Annotated in this window: 28 protein-coding genes; 23 read left to right on the top strand and 5 right to left on the bottom strand. The window is 28.7% G+C overall.

Translation table 11 applies throughout. The features are described 5' to 3' along the window. Window positions 1–6 precede the first annotated feature (6 nt). The 12 genes from PHEL85_RS06225 to PHEL85_RS06170 all read left to right on the top strand — a co-directional run bounded on the left by PHEL85_RS06225 (window position 7) and on the right by PHEL85_RS06170 (window position 7,703). Window positions 7–882, top strand: coding sequence for a hypothetical protein (locus PHEL85_RS06225; RefSeq protein WP_036822432.1), 876 nt, complete (start codon window positions 7–9; stop codon window positions 880–882). 53 nt (window positions 883–935) lie between these two features. Continuing rightward, window positions 936–1,409 (top strand): hypothetical protein, encoded by a 474-nt coding sequence (locus PHEL85_RS06220; protein ID WP_036822429.1) that lies wholly within the window; start codon window positions 936–938, stop codon window positions 1,407–1,409. Between the two features lie 12 nt (window positions 1,410–1,421). Then, window positions 1,422–2,327 (top strand): hypothetical protein, encoded by a 906-nt coding sequence (locus PHEL85_RS18090; RefSeq protein WP_235318237.1) that lies wholly within the window; start codon window positions 1,422–1,424, stop codon window positions 2,325–2,327. A 105-nt stretch (window positions 2,328–2,432) separates the two neighbouring features. Continuing rightward, the gene (locus PHEL85_RS06210; RefSeq protein ID WP_036822426.1) at window positions 2,433–2,759 is read left to right on the top strand and encodes an ArsR/SmtB family transcription factor; all 327 of its coding nucleotides are present in this window, start codon (window positions 2,433–2,435) and stop codon (window positions 2,757–2,759) included. 16 nt (window positions 2,760–2,775) lie between these two features. Next, window positions 2,776–3,399, top strand: coding sequence for a low molecular weight phosphatase family protein (locus tag PHEL85_RS06205; protein ID WP_036822423.1), 624 nt, complete (start codon window positions 2,776–2,778; stop codon window positions 3,397–3,399). Window positions 3,400–3,405: 6 nt separating this feature from the next. Then, complete coding sequence (locus PHEL85_RS06200) at window positions 3,406–3,861, top strand: DUF6428 family protein (RefSeq protein WP_036822421.1); 456 nt, start codon at window positions 3,406–3,408, stop codon at window positions 3,859–3,861. 1 nt (window position 3,862) lies between these two features. After that, a complete protein-coding gene (locus PHEL85_RS06195; RefSeq protein ID WP_036822419.1) occupies window positions 3,863–4,351 on the top strand; it encodes a GNAT family N-acetyltransferase in 489 nt (162 codons plus the stop codon). A 265-nt stretch (window positions 4,352–4,616) separates the two neighbouring features. Further along, window positions 4,617–5,180 (top strand): TetR/AcrR family transcriptional regulator, encoded by a 564-nt coding sequence (locus tag PHEL85_RS06190; protein ID WP_036822415.1) that lies wholly within the window; start codon window positions 4,617–4,619, stop codon window positions 5,178–5,180. Window positions 5,181–5,237: 57 nt separating this feature from the next. After that, window positions 5,238–5,795 (top strand): carboxymuconolactone decarboxylase family protein, encoded by a 558-nt coding sequence (locus tag PHEL85_RS06185; RefSeq protein WP_036822412.1) that lies wholly within the window; start codon window positions 5,238–5,240, stop codon window positions 5,793–5,795. A gap of 35 nt (window positions 5,796–5,830) precedes the next feature. Continuing rightward, complete coding sequence (locus tag PHEL85_RS06180; RefSeq protein WP_036823200.1) at window positions 5,831–6,472, top strand: peroxiredoxin-like family protein; 642 nt, start codon at window positions 5,831–5,833, stop codon at window positions 6,470–6,472. Next, window positions 6,469–6,876, top strand: a complete 408-nt coding sequence (locus PHEL85_RS06175) for a DoxX family protein (RefSeq protein ID WP_036822409.1) — start codon at window positions 6,469–6,471, stop codon at window positions 6,874–6,876. The genes PHEL85_RS06180 and PHEL85_RS06175 overlap by 4 nt, the downstream gene beginning before the upstream one ends. Continuing rightward, window positions 6,873–7,703, top strand: coding sequence for a DUF6503 family protein (locus tag PHEL85_RS06170; protein ID WP_036822406.1), 831 nt, complete (start codon window positions 6,873–6,875; stop codon window positions 7,701–7,703). The genes PHEL85_RS06175 and PHEL85_RS06170 overlap by 4 nt, the downstream gene beginning before the upstream one ends. Before the next feature lie 202 nt (window positions 7,704–7,905). On the opposite strand, the gene PHEL85_RS06165 is transcribed toward PHEL85_RS06170, so the two are convergent. Continuing rightward, window positions 7,906–8,946 (bottom strand): RluA family pseudouridine synthase, encoded by a 1,041-nt coding sequence (locus tag PHEL85_RS06165; protein ID WP_036822404.1) that lies wholly within the window; start codon window positions 8,944–8,946, stop codon window positions 7,906–7,908. Between the two features lie 157 nt (window positions 8,947–9,103). Next, complete coding sequence (locus PHEL85_RS06160; protein WP_036822401.1) at window positions 9,104–9,661, bottom strand: PASTA domain-containing protein; 558 nt, start codon at window positions 9,659–9,661, stop codon at window positions 9,104–9,106. 92 nt (window positions 9,662–9,753) lie between these two features. Here PHEL85_RS06160 and PHEL85_RS06155 point away from each other — a divergent pair, with 92 nt between their 5' ends. The 7 genes from PHEL85_RS06155 to PHEL85_RS06125 all read left to right on the top strand — a co-directional run bounded on the left by PHEL85_RS06155 (window position 9,754) and on the right by PHEL85_RS06125 (window position 17,393). Beyond that, window positions 9,754–10,734, top strand: coding sequence for a D-alanine--D-alanine ligase (locus PHEL85_RS06155; RefSeq protein ID WP_036822398.1), 981 nt, complete (start codon window positions 9,754–9,756; stop codon window positions 10,732–10,734). Window positions 10,735–10,824: 90 nt separating this feature from the next. Further along, window positions 10,825–11,295, top strand: coding sequence for a pantetheine-phosphate adenylyltransferase (coaD, locus tag PHEL85_RS06150; protein ID WP_036822394.1), 471 nt, complete (start codon window positions 10,825–10,827; stop codon window positions 11,293–11,295). 15 nt (window positions 11,296–11,310) lie between these two features. Next, a complete protein-coding gene (locus tag PHEL85_RS17290) occupies window positions 11,311–12,279 on the top strand; it encodes a hypothetical protein (RefSeq protein ID WP_052108463.1) in 969 nt (322 codons plus the stop codon). A 7-nt stretch (window positions 12,280–12,286) separates the two neighbouring features. Beyond that, window positions 12,287–14,032: a M14 family metallopeptidase gene (locus PHEL85_RS06140; protein WP_036822391.1), complete on the top strand. Its 1,746-nt coding sequence runs from the start codon at window positions 12,287–12,289 to the stop codon at window positions 14,030–14,032. A gap of 13 nt (window positions 14,033–14,045) precedes the next feature. Then, on the top strand, window positions 14,046–14,561 hold the full coding sequence (locus PHEL85_RS06135; RefSeq protein ID WP_081965091.1) for a pyridoxamine 5'-phosphate oxidase family protein: 516 nt from the start codon (window positions 14,046–14,048) through the stop codon (window positions 14,559–14,561). A gap of 2 nt (window positions 14,562–14,563) precedes the next feature. Beyond that, window positions 14,564–15,661, top strand: a complete 1,098-nt coding sequence (locus PHEL85_RS06130; RefSeq protein WP_036822389.1) for a lactonase family protein — start codon at window positions 14,564–14,566, stop codon at window positions 15,659–15,661. A 43-nt stretch (window positions 15,662–15,704) separates the two neighbouring features. Further along, complete coding sequence (locus tag PHEL85_RS06125; protein ID WP_036822386.1) at window positions 15,705–17,393, top strand: LIC_10190 family membrane protein; 1,689 nt, start codon at window positions 15,705–15,707, stop codon at window positions 17,391–17,393. 103 nt (window positions 17,394–17,496) lie between these two features. Here PHEL85_RS06125 and PHEL85_RS06120 read toward each other — a convergent pair whose 3' ends face one another. Together PHEL85_RS06120 and PHEL85_RS06115 are read right to left on the bottom strand one after the other, a co-directional pair. Beyond that, window positions 17,497–19,125: a SulP family inorganic anion transporter gene (locus PHEL85_RS06120; protein ID WP_036822383.1), complete on the bottom strand. Its 1,629-nt coding sequence runs from the start codon at window positions 19,123–19,125 to the stop codon at window positions 17,497–17,499. 51 nt (window positions 19,126–19,176) lie between these two features. Beyond that, window positions 19,177–19,773 (bottom strand): NUDIX hydrolase, encoded by a 597-nt coding sequence (locus PHEL85_RS06115; protein ID WP_036822380.1) that lies wholly within the window; start codon window positions 19,771–19,773, stop codon window positions 19,177–19,179. 7 nt (window positions 19,774–19,780) lie between these two features. Between PHEL85_RS06115 and pyrE the strand changes: the two genes are divergently transcribed. Both pyrE and PHEL85_RS06105 read left to right on the top strand, forming a co-directional pair. Next, window positions 19,781–20,422: an orotate phosphoribosyltransferase gene (pyrE, locus tag PHEL85_RS06110; protein WP_036822378.1), complete on the top strand. Its 642-nt coding sequence runs from the start codon at window positions 19,781–19,783 to the stop codon at window positions 20,420–20,422. Between the two features lie 9 nt (window positions 20,423–20,431). Further along, window positions 20,432–20,821 (top strand): orotate phosphoribosyltransferase, encoded by a 390-nt coding sequence (locus tag PHEL85_RS06105; RefSeq protein ID WP_036822376.1) that lies wholly within the window; start codon window positions 20,432–20,434, stop codon window positions 20,819–20,821. On the opposite strand, the gene PHEL85_RS06100 is transcribed toward PHEL85_RS06105, so the two are convergent. Then, window positions 20,818–21,549, bottom strand: a complete 732-nt coding sequence (locus PHEL85_RS06100) for a biotin--[acetyl-CoA-carboxylase] ligase (protein WP_036822373.1) — start codon at window positions 21,547–21,549, stop codon at window positions 20,818–20,820. The two genes, PHEL85_RS06105 and PHEL85_RS06100, sit on opposite strands and share 4 nt — an antisense overlap. Window positions 21,550–21,635: 86 nt before the next feature. Between PHEL85_RS06100 and rsfS the strand changes: the two genes are divergently transcribed. Together rsfS and ftsH are read left to right on the top strand one after the other, a co-directional pair. Then, window positions 21,636–22,004, top strand: a complete 369-nt coding sequence (gene rsfS, locus PHEL85_RS06095; protein WP_036822372.1) for a ribosome silencing factor — start codon at window positions 21,636–21,638, stop codon at window positions 22,002–22,004. Window positions 22,005–22,025: 21 nt separating this feature from the next. Further along, on the top strand, window positions 22,026–24,014 hold the full coding sequence (gene ftsH / locus PHEL85_RS06090) for an ATP-dependent zinc metalloprotease FtsH (RefSeq protein ID WP_036822370.1): 1,989 nt from the start codon (window positions 22,026–22,028) through the stop codon (window positions 24,012–24,014). Window positions 24,015–24,018: the final 4 nt, after the last annotated feature.

The following is a 24,018-nucleotide window of genomic DNA, read 5'->3' as shown; positions in this document are numbered from 1 at the left end:
ACAATTATGAGAACTTCAATTTCTAAAGAAAGCATTCTTAAATCAAGTGTTTTATTTTTATCAATTAGTGCGTTTATTTTGTCAGTATTATTATTTACATCTTGTTCAGATTCTGAAGGATTAGAAACTGTAGCTGATGATGCAACATTGATTTCACAAATAGAAAGTGCAACAACAGAAGTAGTTGCAGTAAACAATTTACCAGCTGCTACAACAATAGTTTTTAATGGAGATTTAGCAGATAGTTATGTTCAAAGTGCTGAGTTAGCAGTAGGTTTGGGGTATAAAGTTGCAGTTGCAACAGATAATCTTTCTAGAGAAGAAGCAACAAGTGATGTGTATTTTTCTTTGGCCGGAAAACAATTAACAGATACTAATGAGAAAAGAAGAAGGAGAAGGTTTAAATGTTTTGAATTTGTATTTCCTATAGATTTTATTATGGCAGACAATTCTTCAATTACTTTAAATAGTAAAGAAGATTGGACATTAATTAAAGATTGGTATGAAGCAAATCCTGATGTTACAGAACGTCCAGAATTAGTTTTTCCTTTAGATGTTACTTTAAAAGAAGATGGTACAGTACAAACTTTAATTGATCTTGATGAGTTAAAAGCTATAAAAGATTCTTGTAGAAAAGGAAAAGACAAAAGAAAATGTTTTAAATTAGTATTACCAGTTAGTTTTACAATGGCAGATGCTTCTGTTATAGAGGTAAATGAAAGAAAAGATTTTAAATTATTAAGAGAATGGCATAAAGCAAATCCTGATGTTACAGAAAAGCCAGTTTTAAATTTTCCTGTAGATATCTTTTATAGAGATCAAACTACAGCAACAATTAATGATGCAACAGAATATGCTGCTGCTAAAGATACCTGTAAATAATAAATAGTAATTTTGTACTTTAGTTGTTAAAGAGTAAAAAAATAATAATAAAAATGAAATTAAAAACCATCATATATACTGTTAGCTTTATGAGTTTGATGTTATTTAATACAACACTTTTTGCTCAAAATTCAAACTACGATTTAATTACCAAAGAACTCACTAAAGAGCAAAAGGAATTATTGCAAAAAGAAAGAGCGGTAATGAAATCTAATAGAGAAGTATTTAAAGCTACACTTACAAAAGAGCAATTAGCTATTTTAAGAGATAAAACCATTTCTAAAAGTGAAATAAGAGCTAAACTTTTAGCAACTTTTACAAGAACGCAAAAAGATTTGGTGAGAAACCAACAAGTTCGTTTAAGAAAAACAAGAGATAATTTTAGAAAAACACTTACAGTAGATCAACGTAAGATGTTAAAAGATAGAATAGACAAAATTAGAGAAGCAAAAGATAGAGGAGAATTGAGAAATGGTACTAGAGAAAATGGAAATGATGGAAAGAAAAGGAGAGTTAGAGGTAATTAGTTTTAAAAAATTATGACAAATCCTTTTCAGGAAATTAAAACAGCTACAAAAGTTTTTGGGTTGCTATTGTTTACAATGGCAACCTCTTTTTGTTCTTATGCACAAGATCCTATAGACGATGAAATTGATGGTTTATTAGACGAGCTTTTTTTTAATGATCAACAGTTTTTAGACGAGTTGATAGAAAGTGATTTTTCTTACAATTTTTTATATACTTCTGTCTCTTACAATAGCAATACTTTTTTTTCAGGAAGAGATTCGGGCACAGATCAATTTAACATAATTCCGCAAGTTTCTTATTATCATTCTTCTGGATTTAATGCTAGTATTTCAGGGATTTATTACCAAAATTTTGCTCCAAGTTGGGATTTTACAAGTGTTTCTGCAGGATATTTTAATACTATTGGAAAAAAGAAAATATTCAATTATAATTTAGGCTATACAAAGTATTTTTATTCTGATGATTATGATGGTTTTACAAATTCTTTGGATGTAAGCCTTGGAATTAGAAATAAAAAAAGAACTTTAGGAACCAATATTTCTGGTTCTTATTTATTTGGCACAGAAGAAAGTTACCAATTAGTTTCTAGTAGTTTTGTGAATTTAACCTTAAAAAGAACCTCTAATTTTGCATTGCGTTTAAGACCAAGATTAAACTTTATAATTGCTAAGCAAAGTCTTACTATTAGCAGATTGGTTACATTAGCCAATGCAACAGTGTATAGAACGTTTAATTTTGATGTTTTTGATTTATTAAACACACAAATAAACTTTCCGCTTTCACTTTCTTTAAAATCTTGGGATTTCGAACTAGGGTATAACCTTAATTTACCTAACTCTTTAGTTTATGAAGATTCTCTTAAAAACACCAGTTACTTTAATCTTTCTGTTGGTTATTTGTTCGATTTAAGTAAATAATTAGTTGTTTTTTACTTAAGTTGATTTGATATAATTCTAAAAAAATTAATTTTTTTTGGTGTTTGTTTTATTTATTAATCGTAATATTGCAATAAACAAATTAAGATGGGGTTAACCAAGTCAGAAATATTTACCGATGAACAAAATGAAATTGCTGCCATTGCAAAAGTGTTAGGTCATCCTGCAAGAATTGCCATTTTAGATTTTATTATAAAATTAAAGTCTTGTGTTTGTGGAGACCTTGTTAAAGACATTGGTTTGGCACAACCAACAATTTCTCAACATTTAAAAGAATTAAAAAAAGTAGGTATTATAAAAGGTACAGTAGAAGGTACAAGTGTTTGCTATTGTATTGATGAAGAAAATTGGGAGCAAATAAAAAATAGATTAAATAAATTTTTAAACAAGAATCCAACAGAAAACTGTTGTTAAAAATAAAAGTAAAAACATGAATAAAAGCGTTTACCCAAAAATTGAAAAAACGATATCAGCATTAAATATTGAGACTATTTCTGATGATAGAAAAAGTGTTTTGCAACCCTTAATAAATTATATCCAAGAAAAAGTAGTTGCAAAAAAAGAGGTTAGAATTAATTTTATTTGTACACATAATTCTAGAAGAAGTCATTTAAGTCAAATTTGGGCACAAACAATTGCAAACTATTTAGGTTTAAAAAACGTCGTTACTTATTCTGGAGGAACAGAAGCAACTGCAATGTTTCCTAAAGTGGCAGAAACATTAAGTAATACAGGATTTAAAATTCTAACAATTTCTGAAGGAGTTAACCCAGTTTATGCAATAAAGTTTGATGATAATTCACATCCAATTATAGGTTTTTCTAAGAAATATGATAATGAGTTTAATCCAAGTTCAGAGTTTGCTGCAATATTAACTTGTTCTAGTGCAGATGTAGGTTGTCCATTTATTGCTGGTGCAGAAAAGAGAATTCCTATTACTTATGAGGATCCAAAATTGTTTGATGGAACTATTCAACAAGCAGAAAAATATCAAGAAAGAAGTTTACAAATTGCAACAGAAATGTTGTACATATTTTCAGAAATTAAAAAATAAAAGATTATGAAATTATCAGAAATTAAAAACCACCTTAAAGGTTTAGACAAAATAGGTTTTCAATTACCAAATGGAGAATTAGTTGCAAGTCATTTTCATGTAACAGAAGTTGGTAAAATAACAAAAGATTTTATTGATTGTGGAGGAAAAGTAAGAAGCGAATCTGTAATTAATTTTCAACTTTGGGAAGAAAATGATTACGATCACAGATTGCATCCAGAGAAATTGGTGCATATTATAGAATTATCAGATAAGATTTTTAAGTTTGATGATTTAGAAATTGAAGTAGAATACCAAGGAAAAGATACAATTAGTAAATACAATTTAGATTTTGATGGCAAAAACTTTTTACTAACAACTAAAGCTACTGTTTGTTTAGCACAAGAAGTTTGTTGTGCTCCTGTAGAAGAAGTTGTAGAAGAAAGTTCTTCTTGTTGCAGCCCAAGTTCTGGATGTTGCTAAAATGGAATTTGTAAAAATTAATAAAGAAAATTACAAGCAAGTAGCTGCAATTTATAAAGAAGGGATTGCAACAAACATAGCTACTTTTGAAACTGTTGTTCCAGATTGGGAAATTTGGAACCACAAGTTTCTTTCTTTTGGGAGAATTGCTATCGAAAAAGAAAATAAAATACTTGCTTGGGCAAGTTTATCTCCAACTTCTAAAAGAGATGTTTACAAAGGTGTTGCAGAAGTAACCGTCTATGTAAAAGCTTCTGAAAGAGGCAAAGGCTTGGGAGAATTACTACTTAAAGAGCTTATTAAAATTAGTGAGAAAAATACAATTTGGACACTACAAACTAGTATTTTTAGAGAAAATAAGGCAAGTTTACACATTCATAAAAAAAGTGGATTTAGAGTTGTGGGTTACAAAGAAAAAATTGCGCAATTACATGGTGTTTGGCAAGATAATATGATGCTAGAAAGAAGAAGTAAAATTATTGGAGTTTAATTCTTTTTCTTAATGAAACAAGTGTTTTTACTTGTTGATTTTGTCCTTGAAAAAAGACAACTTCTCTAACGCCGATTATAAGTCACTTGTGTTGAACTTGATTCAGTATTAAAACGGACATCATAATCGTCTTAGGTTGTAGCTAATTATCTAATCAACAACTTACCCATTCAATTCAACTAAATACATTGAAATTTTAAAATAAAAGTTAAAATATTTTTTTATTTCTAACTGATTGTTTAGTTTTGATCTGTTTTTAGAAATAATGGCTAGAAAAAAAGAATATAACGAAGATGTAGTAGTAGAAAAAGCAATGAAGCTTTTTTGGCGAAATGGTTATGAAACTACTTCAATGCAAATGCTTGAAAAAGAAATGGGCATTAATAAGTTTTCTATATATTCAAGTTTTGGAAGCAAACATGGTCTATTTCTGGAAAGTTTAAAAAGTTACAAAAGAAAAGTAAATTCCATTTTTGAAGAATTTACAAACTCAGATAATGGCATAGAAGCTATTCAAGATTTTTTCTTTAATTCCGTTAATATTTGCAATGTAGATGGAAATCAAAAAGGCTGTTTGGTTACAAATACTTATAATGAATTCTCAGAAAAAAAAGATGAACAAATTAATGAACAGATGAATTCTTTTATGAGCAATTTAAAAGAATTGTTCATTGATAAATTAAAAAAGGATACCACTAAAGATGAAGAAACGGTATTAAAACAAGCCAATTATTTAGTTTTAGCAAAACATGGTTTAGCTGCGGCATCTAAAGTAAATACCCCAAAAGAAATAGAAGACTATATTGAAATGATATTTAAAAACCTATAACCTTTTTTTTAACTAGTAACTAAACGATTGTTTAGTTTAAAATAAAACAATAAAATTATGACAACTTTAAAAGTAAATACAATCGAAACAGCTCCAGAAGCAAGTAAAGCATCATTAGAACAATCTGTAAAAGCATTTGGTATGCTACCGGGTTTACATGGGGTATTAGCTTCTTCACCTGAAACATTAGAAGCCTACAAATCATTACATGGTTTGTTTTCAAACACATCATTTAACGAAGAAGAACTTACCGTTGTATGGCAAACCATAAATGTAGAGCACGAATGTCATTATTGTGTACCTGCTCATACAGGGATTGCAAATATGATGAAAGTGAATCCTGATTTAACAGAAGCTTTAAGAAATAGAGAACCTATGACATCTGATAAATTACAAGTTTTACACGAATTCACCTTAAAAGTAGTACGTAACCGTGGACATGTTACACAAGGGGATTTAAACACTTTTTATGCCGCTGGTTATGAAGAAAAACAAGTGCTGGAAGTTATTTTAGGTGTATCACAAAAAGTAATTAGCAATTATACCAACCATATTGCCAACACGCCTGTAGATTCAGCATTTCAAAAATTTGTTTGGGAAGCACAAACATTATAAATCCAGCAATTATATCAATTAAAAACATAAAAAAAATGAATCTTACAGAACAATTAACAGAAAAAAGAAATAATAGCGCAAAAGTAATTCCTGAAGAAATACGTGCTATTATGTTAAGAAGCATAGAAAATCTTAAAGCTCACAATGTGGCTGAAAAAGCACTAAAAACAGAACAAAATTTACCTTCTTTCACTTTAAGAAATATAGAAAACAAAACCGTTTCTTTAGCAAATTTTAATTCAGATTTTTTAGTAATTTCATTCTATAGAGGCGGTTGGTGTCCGTATTGTAACATAGAACTTAAAGCATTACAAAACATAATTCCAGAATTAACGGCTCTAAATGGGGAATTAATTGCAATTACTCCAGAAACTCCTGATAATTCATTAACAACTTCAGAAAAAAACAATTTAACTTTTACTGTTTTAAGTGATATTGATAATGCGTATGCTAAAACTTTAGGCTTAGTATTTCAATTACCTGAAGATTTAAAAGCAGTTTACAGTGAATTTGGGATTAAAGTAGATAAACACAATGAAAATAATGATTTTGAACTACCAATGCCAGCAACATATATTGTAAATAAAGACCGAAAAGTGGTTTGTAGTTTTGTTCCAGAAGATTATACAGAACGATTAGATCCAGAAACTATTTTAGAAATTATTAAAAAGAAATGAAAAAACTAATCAGTCAAACCATTAATGCTATTTCCATTTTTACAATGCTATTTTTTGCTATTCCTAAACTTTTAGCGAAACCTACAAGTGTTGCAGGGTTTAAGCAATTTGAAAAAGTCATTCATTTAAATGCTGACCTTTTTATGATTTTCACAGGAATATCTGAGTTAAGCATGACAATACTCATTCTATATTTTGCCATCATTCAAAAAATAAAAGTTGGAATATTTGCTTATGCGTTTCTATTTATTACTATGATTTCGGCTTTAAGCTTAGAGTTTTTTGCTAGACCAGAACCAAAAATAGTATTAGTAATCATTGCCTTTGTTCTCGCATTATTTTCAATTTATCAACTTATTTACTTAAAAAACAAATATCCTAAAACAACAATAAATATAAGATGAATTTAAAAATAATAACAATAGCATTCAGTTTTCTTTTAACCATTGTAAGCTGTAGAAATACTTCAAAAGAAGAAGTAAAAGAAATAGTTCACAAAGAAACAGCTATTAACTATGAGAACAAAGGACACGAATTAGTGTATAACCTTGTTCAGAAAGTAGGTGATTATCGTCATTTAAGACTTAAAAGGGATGTGGTATACACCTATACCTACACAACATCAGATGGTAAGGCCGATATTTCAACAGAAAAATACATTTTTGATGGAGAACTATCTTACGGAGAATACAAACAACATCAACGCACTTTACCACAACTTGAAGGTAAAATGGAGCAAGGTTATGGTGGTAAAGACTATTGGTTAAAGATAGATGGAAACTTAGTTAACGATACAACGGCATTAAAAAGAGTGAAGTTTAGCAGACCCACTAATTTTTATTGGTTTACCATGTTTCAAAAACTTTTAGACCCAGGTTTGAATTACGAGTATTTAGGTGAAAAAGAAGTGAATAATAAAGCTTTTGATATTGTAAAAGTGTCTTTTGAATCTAAAAATGATAAACCAACCGATATCTATCAACTGTACATCAATAAAGAAACTGGATTAGTAGATCAATTCTTATTTACAGTAGCCGATTTTGGTGTAATTGAAGAACCATTACTTATGAAAGTGAATTATGAAAAAGTAGATGGTTTCTTAATTCCTTCTACTCGTAAATACAAAAAGTCTACGTGGGATGCAGTTGTGACCGATGCACCTTGGATTAAAGTTAATTGGTCTAATATAAAATTTGACAACAAATTAAAAAGGTCAGAATTTATAAATTAACTGTGTACAACAAAGATGTATAAAAACAATATGGGGTAAAGTGTCAAACCCAAAATTGGAGCATATTAAAAATGTCCGCCAAATTTACAATTTGACTGTAAAAAGAAAAATAGTAGTAAAATTGTAAATTTGACTAAGTGCTAAATCCGAAAGTAAGTGCGTTTTTAATCCCTTACTATCCTTATACTAGACTGTTAGGGAATTATTCCAATTCTACATCTTTAGAATTCTCAGAATACGTTCTCCATTTTTCTAAACAATCTGTAATATCTTGTGGCATGTCAGAATTAAACTGCATAAACTCACCAGTTGTTGGATGTGTAAAACCTAAAGTTTTTGCGTGTAAAGCTTGTCTTGGTAAAACTTTAAAACAGTTGTGTACAAATTGCTTGTATTTTGTAAAAGTGGTTCCTTTTAAAATATCATCTCCACCATAACGTTCGTCATTAAAAAGTGTGTGACCAATATGTTTAAAGTGCGCTCTAATTTGATGCGTTCTACCTGTTTCTAATTTACATTGCACCAAAGTAACATATGTTAATCTTTCTAAAACTTTAAAATGAGTAACGGCATGTTTTCCAAATTCTCCATCAGGAAAAACAGACATTTGTAAACGATTTTTTAAACTTCGTCCTATATTTCCTTCAATAGTTCCTTCATCGTCATCAATATTTCCCCAAACTAACGCATAATACAAACGTTCTGTAGTTCTATCAAAAAACTGTTTAGATAAATGAGCCAAAGCAAATTCGGTTTTAGCAACCACTAACAATCCACTTGTATCTTTATCAATTCTATGCACTAAACCTGGTCTTTCATTAGAATTGGTTGGTAAATTTTCTATATGATGAATTAAACCATTTACCAAAGTACCTGAATAATTTCCATGACCAGGATGCACTACCATTCCTGCAGGTTTGTTTACCACAATTACAGCATCATCTTCATAAATAATATCTAAAGGAATGTCTTCTGCAACCAACAAATTTTCTGCTGGTGGATATGACAAAACAACTCTTACAACATCATTGGGTTTTACTTTATGATTCGATTTTACAGCAACATCATTCACCAAAACATTTCCTGCTTTGGCAGCTTGTTGTACTTTGTTTCTAGTTGCGTTTTCTACAAAGTTCATTAAAAATTTATCTACTCTTAAAGGTTCTTGACCTTCACTAGCAACAAATCTATGATGTTCGTATAAATCGTCGTTTTCTGTATCTTGTGGTTGATTTTCTTGCATTTGTTTAATTAAGTTTCAAAGTTTCAAAGTTTCAAAGTTTCAAAGTCTCAAAGTAAAAAAGTTTTCATTTTTGATAACTGATAACTGATAACTGATAACTGATAACTGATAACTGATAACTGATAACTGATAACTGATAACTGATAACTGATAACTGCTAATTCCCTTTTCCATCACCTAAAACCAAATCTACAATTGAGTTTAGTGGTAATTTATCACCTGAATTTAAAATTTTTCCTTTGTAACGTAATCCACGAACAACATCTTTACCAATATCACGTACAAAAGTGTAATTTGTACCAACATTTAGTCCTTTAGAACGTAGTTGAGAAATAGCTTGTCTTTTAGTTCTTCCTTTTAAATCTGGTATCGTTACATCTCTATATTTAGATGGGTTTAAAGTCAAATAAATTTTACGTTTTTCTTTTACAAAATCGCCAGATTCTGGTGTTTGTTCAATCACAGATTTTTTAGGGTAATTTGGATTGTAACTTGCACTATCTATTACAATAAAATCTAAATTCAATTCTTTTAACTTTCTGTCTACATCTTCTAAAGACATTTTATGTAAGTTAGGAACTTGAATTTTTTGATCATGATTAGTAGAAAATCCTAACCAATATTTTAAGGCAAAAATAAACACCAATAGGCCTACAATTGCAATTGCAACTTGTATAAAGAAGGATTTACTTTTTAGAAATTGAAAAACACTCATTTTTTGATTTTTAGAACATACAAAGATATAAAAAGTAAACGTTGCTATTTCTATAAATATTTTGATAAATTTGTTTTATTATTTTACATTCAATGAAAAAGAACATCGCAATTGTTATGGGTGGTTATTCATCCGAAGTTAATATTTCACTTACAAGTGGAAATGTAGTTTATAAGCATTTAGATAAAGAGAAATACAATCCTTTTAGAGTACATATTTTAAAAGAAAAATGGGTTGCTTTAGATGATGCTAATAATGAATATTCTATTAATAAAAACGATTTTTCTTTTATTTTAGGTGATCATAAAATTACTTTTAGTTGTGTTTTTAATGCAATTCATGGTGCACCAGGAGAAAACGGAATGTTGTTAGCGTATTTTAATTTAATAGGATTAAAACATACATCTGCACCTTTTTATCAAATGGCCTTGACATTTAATAAACGAGATACTTTAAGTGTGGTAAAAGAATACGGAATTAAAACAGCAGTTTCTATCTACTTAAATAAAGGAGATATAATTGATTTAGATATAATTATAGATAAAGTTGGTTTGCCATGTTTTGTAAAACCAAACAATGCAGGTTCTAGTTATGGAATTTCTAAAGCACATACAAAAGAAGAAATTTTACCAGCAATAGAAAAGGCTTATAAAGAAGATTCTGAGATTTTAATTGAATCTTTTTTAGACGGAACAGAAGTTTCTGTGGGTGTAATTCAATACAAAGGAGAAACTAAAGTTTTACCAATAACAGAAATAGTTACAGAAAATGATTTCTTTGATTATGAAGCAAAATACGAAGGAAAATCAGAAGAAATTACACCAGCAAGAATAACAGAAGAAGAAAAAATAAAAGTTGAAAAAACTGCAAAAAAAGTCTATGCTGTTTTAAATATGTCAGGATTTTCACGGTCTGAATATATTTTAGTAAATTGTGAACCATATTTCTTGGAAATGAATACAGTTCCTGGGCTTACTGAAGAGAGTATTTTACCTCAACAAGCACAAGCAGCTGGAATCTCATTAAAAGAACTATTTGAAAATGCCATAGAAACCTCCCTCAATGCCTTATAAATAAAGAAGTTTAATTACTTTTATTTAAAAGATATTTTTCTATTTTTATCAATTATTAATTACAAGTCTACAAAGTATAAAATAGGGAATATGAAAAGAGCAATTTTTCCAGGATCATTTGATCCTTTAACATCTGGTCATCATGATATTATTACTCGTGGAGTCACTTTATTTGATGAATTGATTATTGCTATAGGTGTAAATTCTAGTAAAAAATACATGTTTTCTTTAGAAGAACGTATAAAATTTATTGAAGATGCTTTTGGAGATAACCCAAAGATTAAAGTAGTTTCTTATAAAGGATTAACAGTAGATTTTTGCATGAAAAATGACGTAGATTTTATTTTAAGAGGATTAAGAAATCCTGCAGATTTTGAGTTTGAGAAAGCAATAGCACATACAAATAGAGATTTAGCACCAATTGAAACTGTGTTTCTTTTAACAGCAGCGAGTACTTCTTATATTTCATCATCTATTGTAAGAGAAGTGATAAGAAATAATGGAGATTATACAAAATTAGTACCTCAAAGTGTAAGGGTTAAAAAAAATAAATCAAAATAGAAAATAATAATAGAAATGAAAAATTTTTTAGTTACAGCAATTTTAATGACCATGACGTTTGTTGGGTTTTCTCAATCTAATTCTTATTATAAAGTAGGTGATACTTTATATTATGATAATAATAGAGCAACCTATGGAAAAACAAATACTTTAGTTATTGTTAAAGAAACGAATGTAGATAAAAATAGCAGTGTTTATAAAGTTGCTAAGTTTTTGCTAGATAATGCTAAAGAAGAATATATTTTAGATTCTGAGTTTACTACAAATGGTTTACAGTTATTAAAGGCAGATGGAAATTTTGTTTCTTATCATAAAAATGGAAATAAAGCCTCTGAAGGAAAAACTGTAAATGGAAAAAAAGATACTGGAATTTGGTCTTATTTTTATGAAAGTGGAGAAAAAAGATCAGAAGAAAAAATGTCTTCAGAAACTTATTTTAGTGACCAAATTCAGAACTTAGTTATTAATTTTTGGGACGAAAAAGGAAATCAAAGTGTAACAAATGGAAATGGTTTTGCACAATTTACAGATGATGAAAACCATCTTGTAAAAGGTACGTATAAAGGTGGTTTAAAAAATGGTCTTTGGACAGCTTTTAGTGGAAAACAAAAAAAATATGAAGAAACATATAAAAAAGGAAAGCTCTCTAAAGGAACTAGTTGGAATGATAAAGGAGAGAGCTATGAATATGAAGAAGTAAATACACCAGCTTATTATAAAAAAAATGACAGAAATACAGTTAGAAAATATGTAGCCAAAAAGTTTAACTCAAATACTGCAGGTGTTAGTGGCGATATTTACGTTACATTTTTAGTAACTAAAGAAGGTTTGCTTAGAAATATAAATATAATTAGAGGGTTAACTGAAGCTTATAATGCAGAAGTAGAAAGAGTACTTACTGAGATGAAAGCTTGGGTTCCTGCTAAAAAAAGAGGTGAAGCTTATAACTCTACATACTCATTAAATTTACGTTTTACAGAATAATAAAAACATGAAAAAATTAGTTGTATTACTCTTTGTTTTGGTACTATTCTCTTGTAAAAATGAGATTAAAAAGCAAATAGATTTTACAACACTTTTCGAAAAATCTAAAGGAACTGAAACTCCTGAATACCATGACGTTATTTCTTTTTATAAAGATTTATCAGAATCATATTCAGGAGTTTCTTTGTTTTCTTTCGAGCAAACAGATTCTGGGCAACCGCTTCATTTAGTAGTTTATAGTCAAGAAGAGATTTATAATATAGATGAAATAAAAAACGCATCAAAAAACAGAATTCTAATAAATAACGGAATTCATCCAGGAGAATCTGATGGAATTGATGCCTCTATGTTATTGATTAGAGACATTGTGCAAAACGATTCTTTAAAAGAAAAGTATAAAAATTCAATTATTTGTGTAATTCCTGTTTATAATGTAGGAGGTTCTTTAAATAGAAACTCACATACAAGAGCAAATCAAAACGGACCAGTTGTTTATGGTTTTAGAGGAAATGCTAGAAACTTCGATTTAAATAGAGATTTTATAAAACAAGACACAAAAAATGCAGCGGCTTTTGCAACCATTTTTCATACAGTAAATCCAGATGTTTTTATAGACAATCATGTTAGTAATGGTGCAGATTATCAATATGCAATTACACATTTATTTACACAACATAATAAATTAGGAGGGAAGTTAGGCTCTTTTTTAGAGACAGAAATGCGCCCAAGTTTAGAGAAGTCTTTGCAAAATAAAAACATAGATATTACACCTTATGTAAATGTTTGGGGAACAACGCCTGAAGCAGGTTTTTCGCAGTTTTTCGATTCACCAAGATATTCTACGGGTTACACAACATTGTTTAATACGTTGGGTCTTATGGTAGAAACACACATGTTAAAAACGTATAAAATTAGAGTAGAACAAACGTATGAGTTACTTTTTTCTGCTTTAGATTTTACAGAAGAAAATTCATCTAAAATTAAAGAGTTAAGAAAAAATGCAGTTGAAGAGGTTTTAGAAAAGAAAACCTATCCAATTGCATATAAGATTGATAAAGAAAATCCTACAGAGTTGCAATTTAAGGGATATGAAGGTAGGTATATTGATAGTAAAGTCACTTCAGGAAAACGTTTGTTTTACGATACTAGTCAACCATTTATAAAACCTGTAAAATATTACAATAATTTTGTGGCAACAAAGTCGGTTGAAATACCAAAAGCATATATTTTACAACAAGGTTGGCATAAAATTGTAGAACGATTAAAAAATAATCAAATTGAATTTACTCGTTTTAGAAATGATACGATAATAACTGTTGAGGTAAACCATATTGATGAGTTTAAAACTAGAAAAATGGCTTATGAAGGTCATTATTTACATTATAATACCTCTATAAAAAAGTCAACTCAAAATATTCAGTTTCGAAAAGGAGATGTATATATTGATACCAATCAAACAGGAATTCGTTATTTATTAGAAACATTGGAAGCAGTAGCAACAGACTCTTTTTTTAATTGGAATTTTTTCGATACCATTTTACAGCAAAAAGAAGGATATTCTTCTTATGTTTTTGAAGATGTTGCAGAAAAACTATTAGCAGAAAATTCAGTAATAAAATTAGCTTTTGAAGAGAAATTAAAAAACGATAAAGAGTTTGCAAAAAATGAACGATTGCAGTTGAATTTTATTTATAAAAATTCTCCTCATTATGAAAAAGCACATTTACGTTTGCCTATTTTTAAAATTTTCTAAATTTTTATTGTTGATGAAATCTATTCTCTTTTCTTTATTTCTGATTGTTTTAGTAAGTTGTAAAAAAGATTCAGAACCCTTAAAAACAGATTTAAAAGAAATTGCAAAAGAAATAATGGTTAATGCAAAAAACTGTGCTTTAATTACTGTCGATGCAAAAGGAATTGCACATGCAAGAGCCATGGATCCATTTTTACCTGAAGAAGATTTTACAGTTTGGATGGGAACAAACTCTAAGAGTTTAAAAGTAAGCCAGATTCAACAAAACGAGAATGTAACCTTGTATTATTTTGATAAAGAAAACGCAAGTTATGTTACTTTACAAGGTGTTGCAAGCATTGTAAATACAAAAAAAGAAAAAGAGCAGTTTTGGAAAAAAGAATGGGAAAACTTTTATAAAAATAAAGCTACAGATTATTTACTTATAAAGTTTACACCTAATTCAGCAAATGTAATTAGTGAAAAACATAGTATTTTAGGAGAATCAATAACTTGGAAAACGCCTCAAATAAATTTTAGAAAAAAATAAATATGAAAAAGATACTAGCATTATTTGCTTTCACAATTCTTTTTAGTTGTCAAAAATCAAAAATGAACGAAGAAATAACTACTGATTTTTATGTAGGAACCTACACAAAAAAAGATTCTAAAGGAATTTATAAATACGAACTTTCTAAAGAAGGAAAACTCAAGCAAATTGGTTTAGTTGCAGAAACAATAAATCCTACATTTTTAGTAAAAACGGATGATAATAAAACCCTTTTTGCTGTAGGAGAAACCAATGAAAATGGAACAGGATTTGTAAAATCTTTTAAGATTACAAAAGATTCTTTAGAATTGATTAGCAAAGAAGAATCTGGTGGAGCAGGACCTTGTTTTGTTGCTTTAAATGATGAAAATTATATTCTAACGGCAAATTATGGTGGAGGAAGTGTAGGTTTATTAAAAGCAGCATCTTCTGGTAAATTATCATCGTTATTAAATGTACAGCAACATATTGGTAAAGGAAACACAAACAGACAAGAAGCGCCTCACTCACATTCTGCTTGGTTTCATCCAACTAAAAAAGAAGTGATTTCTGTAGATTTAGGAACCAATCAATTATGGTTTTCTTCAATTGTAGAAAATAAATTAGTACCTACAAGTCAGAAAACATTAGAAATGGCAGCTGGAGCAGGTCCAAGACATTTAACTTTTCATCCAAATAATAAATGGATTTATGTTTTAAATGAATTGAATAATACCGTTTCATTGATAAAAGAAAAAAACGAATTATATTATGTAGATTTCTCAATACCAACATTACCAAAAGACTTTACTGTATTTAGCAAAGCAGCAGATATTCATATTTCTAAAGACGGAAAGTTTTTATATGCTTCAAATCGTGGACATGAATCGATTGTAATTTATGAAGTAAATTCAAAAAACGGAACCTTAAAAACAATTGATTACCAACCTGTTTTAGGAAAGCATCCTCGTAACTTTTCTTTATCACCAGATGAAAAATATGTATTGGTTGCCAATCAAGATACCAATAACATTGTTTCTTTTAAACGTGATGCTGAAACTGGTAAACTAACTTTTGTAAGTGAAATTTTTGCACCTATGCCAGTTTGTATTCTCTTTTAGTTTATGTAACTTGTAATTTCTAAAACAATTTTAAAATAACACAATGCTTTTAATTTTAATTAATTGGATTTATATTTTTATATCTACATTAAGCTTTGGGTTTTTATTAAAAAAGATTTTTAAAATTGAGAATCATAATTTTGTAATTCACCACATTTTAGGGCTGTTTTTAATTTCAATATTTAGTTGGGTTTATGCATTTTTTCTTCCGCTAAACTTGTTTTTTTATGCAATTATGGTTTGCATAATTATAGGTAGTTTTTTGGTGTTTAAAAATGAAATTAAAATTCATTTTAAAGAAGTGAAGAATAATTGGGCATCTTTTAGTACAACTTATAGATATAGCTTTGTCTTTATTTTTATAGTTTCATTAGCAATGTCTTCTGTAATACCTTCTATTTTTGATAATGAAAGTTATTATATACAAACCATTAAATGGTTAAATGAATATGGTTTTGTAAAAGGATTGGGGAATTTACATATCTTTTTTGCACAGACTTCTAGTTGGCATATTTTGCAAGCAGTATTTTCTTTTCCGTTTTTAGAAACTACTTTTAACGATTTAAATGGTTTTTTTTTAGTATTATTTTCTGCTTTTTGTTTTCAAGAATTACATCAATTTAAGAAAGAAAAAAAAACAAATCAATTATATGCTGGTAGTATTATAATTAGTTTGCCATTTCTCATTTTTTTTATAAATGCTCCATCACCAGATTTACCAGTTTTTTTAATCAGTCAATTATTGTTTTATCTTTTTATAAAAAATTATAAAGAGATTAATACTTCTATGTTTTCTATTATTTTATTGTTGACAATTTTTATATGTGTTATAAAAATTACGACTTGTATTTTAATTTTATTACCATTCATTTTATTAATTAAAAATTTTAAAAAGTTAAAATATTCATTATTAAAACCAATTTTAATCTCGCTTTTAGCGATTATTCTCTTCTTAACAAAGAATGTTGTTCTTACAGGATATTTGTTATATCCTTTAGATATTATTGATGTTTTTAATGTAGATTGGAAAGTGCCCACAGAAATAGTCGATTTATTTAAAATAGGTACTTATAACGCTGCTTTCGATTATCAAAATCTAGAGAACCTTTCTACACTACAATTATTTAAAACATGGTTAACTTCGTTTAAATTTAATGGGGTTATTAATACCTTATTTATTATTTTATTTATTATTTTTCCTTTTTTATGGAAGCTAAAAAGTAAAGAAAAATCAATTTTTATATTGTATATAATTGGTGTTTTACACTTTGTACTTGCTTGGAATTTCTCTCCACAGTATCGTTTTTTCTTTTTTTATATGATTTTCTTTTCAGTACAAATTGGTATTTGGTTTATAAGAAAAGAGAAAGGAATTTTACTGTTCATCTATTTTGGTTTTGTATGTACTTTAATTCCTTTTTTCACAGAATTAAAATTAAGTAATTATACAACCATCAAAAAAATAAATACAAAAACAAGTCTTTTAAAAATTGAAAACATTTTAAAACCAAGTTTAAATTCTAGTATGAGTTTAGACTACAATGCTCGAATTGAAAATGGGTTTAGTTACAATACGCCAACAAAAGAGAGTTACTTTTGGACAACCGGTAACGTTCCATTGCCTTCTGTAAATGAAAAACAAGTACTTTTTGTAAAAAAACATTATAAGATTACACCAAGTTTAAGAACCAATAGATTAAAAGATGGTTTTAAAAGTGTTAGAGTTGAATAGAAGCTAGCTTTAAACAAAACTGACCATTCTTTATCTTATCTTAGATTTATAAGTGCATTATATTTAAGAATAAAAAACCCTGCGAAAGCAGGGTTTTTTATTCTTAAAATTTATACTCACCTAAAGGTTTTGGGAAATCTTCAGGATTTGCTGCTAAATGATAACGCGGGTCATCAATATCTTCTTCAATAATATCGGTATAAATTGGGCTAGATTTGTAAAGTAATAATTTACAATCTTCACTTAAGTGTTTTAATGTAATTTTTTTACCAGCAGCTTGGTATTTTTCTACCAAAGCAAAAATAGCTTCTATTGCAGAATGGTCCGAAATACGAGCTTCAACAAAATCTATTTCTACTTTTTCTGGGTCGTTTTTAATATCAAATTTTTCATTAAAAGCAGTAATACTTCCAAAGAATAAAGGTCCCCAAATTTCATAAACTTTTGTTCCATCTTCTTTAAGACGTTTTCTTGCTCTAATTCTTCTAGCACTTTCCCAGGCAAAAACAAGAGCACTTACTATAACTCCAGAAATAACAGCAATTGCTAAATCAAAAATTACAGTTAAAGCAGAAACTAAGATTAATACAAATAAATCTGTTTTAGGTATCTTATTTATAATTCTAAAACTAGACCAAGCAAAAGTACCGATAACAACCATAAACATTACACCTACTAAAGCAGCAATTGGTACTTGTTCTATGTAAGAAGAAGCAAAAAGTATAAACATTAACAAGAAAATAGCAGCAGTAAGACCAGATAAACGTCCACGTCCACCACCTTTAATATTAATAATTGATTGTCCAATCATTGCACAACCACCCATACCACCAAACAATCCTGTAATAATATTTGCACCACCTTGTGCCATACATTCTTTGTTTGAGTTTCCACGAGTTTCTGTTAAATCATCAATTAAATTTAAGGTCATTAAAGATTCAATTAAACCAATTGCAGCTAATATTAAAGCATATGGAAAAATGAATTTTAAAGTTTCGAAGTTTATCGGAATATTAGAAAAAGTTTCTAAAACAGGAACAGGAAAACCACCTTTTAAGCCTTCACCACCACCATCTTTTATAAAAGAACCAACGGTGGCAACATCTAAATTAGAAAAAATTACTATTCCAGTAACTACTAAAATTGCGATTAAAGCTTCCGGTAATTTTTTTGTGGCTTTAATTTTTGGTAATCCCCACATAATAAGCATGGTTAAGCCAACTAAACCAACCATATACCATAAAGAGTTTCCTTCTAACCAAACTTTTTCTCCTCCAACAGTTTGTTTAAACATTCCTAATTGGGAAAGGAAAATTACAATAGCTAAACCGTTTACAAATCCCATCATTACAGGATGTGGAATTAATCTTACAAATTTACCTAGTTTAAAAATACCTGCTAAAACTTGTATAACTCCCATTAAAATTACAGTTAGAAATAGATAGTATAAACCAAGGTTTTCATCTGGGTTTCCCATTGCATTTCCTTCAGCTACCAAAGAAACCATTACAACAGCTAAAGCTCCAGTTGCTCCAGAAATCATTCCAGGTCTTCCTCCAAAAATAGAAGTAATTAACCCAACCATAAATGCAGCATACAATCCAACAAGTGGGTCAACACCTGCAACAAAAGCAAAAGCAACAGCTTCAGGAACCAATGCTAAAGCAACAGTAATACCCGATAATACATCATTTCTTACGTTTTTAACACGTTTGGTAATAAATTCAGTCATAATTTTGGTGATTTTTACAAGTCGGCAAAGATAGGAGGTTTTTTTAGAAAATTATCCTTCTTTATAAGTATCGTATACTAATTTTATATTTTCGTAAGAATTTCTTAAAGCATCTATAGTTTCTATTTCATTTTTAAAAACAACTTCAGTAATTCCTTCTTCAATTTGTGGTATTAATTTTTTCTGATAATCAGAAGTCATTAAAAACCAATACGTTTGTTTTAATTTAATTCCTTTATGAAAATAAATATGATAGGTAGTTTCTAGAGGTTTTATCAATTTTAGATTAAAAATACCACATTCTTCTTCCACTTCCCTAATCGCAGCAGTTTCTATGGTTTCTCCTTTTTCTAACCAACCTTTTGGTAAATCCCAAACGCCATTTCTAAAAATAAATAAAACTTCTTTTTTAGGATTTAGAACTAAGCCTCCAGCAGCAGGAATTACCTCTAAATTTGTAAGAAATGATTGCCAATCGTTCTCTAAATCAGTAGAATGTAAATAAACACCTAAAAGCTCTTTATTTTTAAGTTTTTGGATGATTTCATCAAAAATAATATTTTTAAATAGGTAAGTAGGAAAATTATTTTCTTTTTGTGAAGAAGAAGTCAGAATTATTGGGGTATCATTTACAAAAACTTTATACATTTGCTATATGATTTTAAACAAAGATACGGCAAAAAAAACAGCTGAACTTTTATTGAAAATAAAAGCAATAAAACTAAGCCCTAGTGAACCATTTAATTGGGCATCAGGTTGGAAATCTCCAATATATTGCGATAATAGAATTACGTTATCTTATCCACCAGTTCGTGTTTTTTTAAAAGAAGAAATTGCAAAAATTGTTGAATTAGAGTATGGTAAGCCAGATATTATTGCTGGTGTTGCTACAGGCGCAATCGCTATTGGGGTTTTAGTAGCTCAAGAATTAGGAGTTCCTTTTATTTATGTGAGGCCAGAGCCAAAAAAACATGGTAGAAAGAACCAAATTGAAGGGCACTTAGAAAGTGGACAAAATGTTGTGGTAATTGAAGATTTAATTAGTACAGGAAATAGTAGCTTAAATGCAGTAGCGGCTTTAAAAGAAGCAGGTGCTGTTGTAAAAGGTATGGTTGCTATTTTTTCTTACGGATTTGATATTGCTGACAATAATTTTGAGGAAAAAGGAGTTAGTTTAACTACTTTAAGTAATTACGAAAACTTGTTAGAGCAAGCTTTAGATAGTAGTTATATTACAGATAAAGAGTTAATCACTTTAAATGATTGGAGAAAGAGCCCAAGTGAGTGGAAACAATAAAATTGAAGAATGAATATAAACGGAAACACAGTAGTAGTTGAAAAATCTGCAGAAGAAGTATTTACTTTTTTTACAGACCTAAAGAACTTTAAGGAAATAATGCCTGAAAACATTAAAAAGTTTGAGGTTGATGGAGAGTCTTTTATATTTGGATTACCAGGAATGCCTGAAATTAGATTGGTTTTAAAAGAAAAAACGGAGTTTTCTAACATTACATTAGGTGCTGCAAGCAGTAAATTGCCTTTTACATTAGCAGCAGATATTAATGAGATTTCAGAAAATAAAACGGAAGTTAAATTAGACTTCGCTGGAGATTTTAATCCAATGATGGCAATGATGATTAAAAAACCATTGACAAAATTTGTAGATACACTAACAGAAAATATAGGGAAACTTTAAAGAAAAGTAACTTCTTTAATTCCAAATTCGATGATAGAATCATCTTCTAATTGAATTTGTAAATTTCCTTGATCAGAAATTCCGGAAATTAAACCCATAAATATTTCATCCTTACTATTTTTAAACATAGTAGGGATGTTTTTTTTATATAAAACATTTAAATATCTTTTTTCTAAAACCTGAAACTGATTTGATTCTAATAAATTTATTTTTTCTTGAAGTTTTATTAAAATAGTATTTAATAAACTATCTAAATTATATTCGTTTTTGGTTTCTAGCTTTAAAGAAGTAACATTTGTAATAAAATCTGGAAATATTTCTTGGTTTACATTTATGCCAATTCCTATGATAGAATTTTTTATTCTGTCTCCAGAAAAAGTGTTTTCAATTAAAATTCCACAAATTTTCTTGTTTGCTGACAGAATGTCGTTAGGCCATTTTATAGAAAGTTTCGGTATGTTTTTATCAAAAAGCACCCCGTAAATAGCTAAGGAAATAGCAAAATTTAAATATTTTCTTTTAATTATTTTTAAATCTTTAAAAGAGATAAGTGTACTGAATGTAAGGTTTTTGTGTGGTTCTGAAACCCATATGCTATCTTGTTGTCCTCTACCTTTTAGTTGCTTTTTAGTTACAACAGTGGTGAGATTTTCTAAGGTAGAATTATGCGCCAAATCCTTTAAAAAAGAATTTGTAGAATCGGTGGCACTAAGTTTGATTATTTTCAAGTGTTAAATAAAGTGTAAACTACTGTAATAATACATAAAATACTCGCAAAAAAATAATAACTTTGCGTTAAATTAGAAAAAAGTTAATGACAAAAAAAGAAGTAAGTACAGATGATTTAATTGCTTTAATAATTAAAGGGATTGATGAAGTTAAAGGAGAAGATATTCAATTATTAGACTTACGAGAAATAGAGAATACTGTGTGTGATTATTTTATAATTTGCTCTGGTAATTCAAATACACAGGTAAATGCAATTTCTGGTTCTATCCAAAAAATAGTTAGTAAAGAACTTAAAGATAAACCTTGGCATATAGAAGGGCAAACAAATTCTGAATGGGTTTTAATGGATTATGTAAACGTTGTTGTACACATTTTTCAGAAACATGTCCGTGAGTTTTATGATATTGAAAGTCTTTGGGGTGATGCAAAAATTACAGAGATAAAATCAGTTTAATTTTTTTTATTTTTTAAATAAATGAGTGATTCAAAAAAAGATAATAATTCAAATATGCCTAAATTTAAGTTTAATGCGTATTGGATATATGCTGCGATATTTATAGTAATTATTGCATTCCAATTTTTTAATAGTGGAGATTTAGCTTCTAAAAGCATTTCAAAAAATGAGTTTAATGAAATATTAAAAGAGAATGATATTTCTAAAATTGTTGTTTTAAATAATAGTATAGCTCAAATTTATATAAAGGATGAAGCATTAAAGAAAGAAAAATACAGAAAACTTATAAACTCTGCTTTTTATAACAAAGGTGCCTCTTTATATGAGTACAATATTGGTAATTTAGAAAATTTTGAAAAAAATTTAGAAAAAACCAAATTAGAGGAAGGGTTAAGTTTCGATGTAAAAAACGAGGACAAAACAAGCTTTTTTGATATGATTATAGGTTTTTTGCCATTCATTATTTTAATTGCTGTTTGGTTATTCTTTATGAAAAGAATGTCTGGTGGTGGAGCAGGATCTGGTGGTGGAGGTCAAATTTTTAGCATAGGTAAATCGAAAGCTAAACTATTTGATAAAGACACTAAAGTAAAAACTACGTTTGAAAATGTAGCAGGTTTAGAAGGCGCAAAAGAAGAGGTACAAGAAATTGTAGATTTCTTAAAAAATCCAGAAAAATATACATCATTAGGAGGGAAAATTCCAAAAGGAGCTTTATTAGTAGGACCTCCAGGAACAGGAAAAACATTATTAGCAAAAGCTGTTGCAGGTGAAGCTGATGTTCCTTTTTTCTCTTTATCAGGTTCAGATTTTGTAGAAATGTTTGTGGGTGTTGGAGCTTCTCGTGTTAGAGATTTATTTAAAAAAGCTGCCGAAAAATCACCTTCTATTATTTTTATTGATGAAATAGATGCTATTGGTAGAGCACGTGGAAAAAATAGTATGACTGGTGGTAATGATGAGCGTGAAAACACGTTAAATCAATTATTAACAGAAATGGATGGTTTTGGAACAGATACAAATGTAATTGTTTTGGCTGCCACAAATAGAGCAGATGTTTTAGATAGTGCGTTAATGCGTGCAGGTCGTTTTGATAGACAAATCTATGTAGATCTACCTAATATTAATGAAAGAAAAGAAATTTTTGAAGTACATATTAAACCTTTAAAATTAGCAGATGATGTTAATATTGATTTCTTAGCACAACAAACTCCAGGTTTCTCTGGTGCAGATATTGCTAATATGTGTAATGAGTCTGCATTAATTGCCGCTAGAAATGGTAAAAAAGCAATTCATCATCAAGATTTTTTAGATGCTGTAGATAGAATTGTTGGTGGTTTAGAAAAGAAAAATAAAGTAATTACTCCAAAAGAGAAGAAAGTGATTGCTTTTCATGAAGCTGGTCATGCAACGATTAGTTGGATGCTAGAACATGCTGCACCATTAGTTAAGGTTACAATTGTTCCTAGAGGCCAATCTTTAGGTGCTGCTTGGTATCTGCCAGCAGAAAGAATGATTGTTCAAACCGAACAAATGCTAGATGAAATGTGTGCTACAATGGGTGGTAGAGCAGCAGAAAAAGTGATTTTCGATAAAATTTCTACAGGAGCATTAAGTGATTTAGAAAAAGTAACCAAACAAGCTAGAGCTATGGTTACTGTATATGGTTTAAACGAAGAAGTAGGTAATATTACTTATTATGATTCATCTGGAAATGATGGTTTTGTGAAACCTTATAGTGAAGAAACAGGAAAGAAAATCGACAAAGAAATTTCTAAAATAATTGAAGCACAATATGTAAGAGCTATTCAAATATTAGAAGAAAATAAAGATAAATTGACTGTTCTTGCTGATTTGTTATTAGAAAAAGAAGTTATCTTTAAAGATGATTTAGAAAAAATATTTGGAAAAAGACCTTTTGAAGAGGTTGCTGAGATTGAAGAAAAAAAAGAAAAAGTAATTGAAGAAAAAGAAGATATTCCCCCAGTAGAATTAAATACTGAAGAATAAATAA

The organism is Polaribacter sp. Hel1_85, assembly GCF_000766795.1.
GTDB lineage: Bacteria > Bacteroidota > Bacteroidia > Flavobacteriales > Flavobacteriaceae > Polaribacter.
This window is presented reverse-complemented; position numbering and strand designations above follow the sequence as displayed.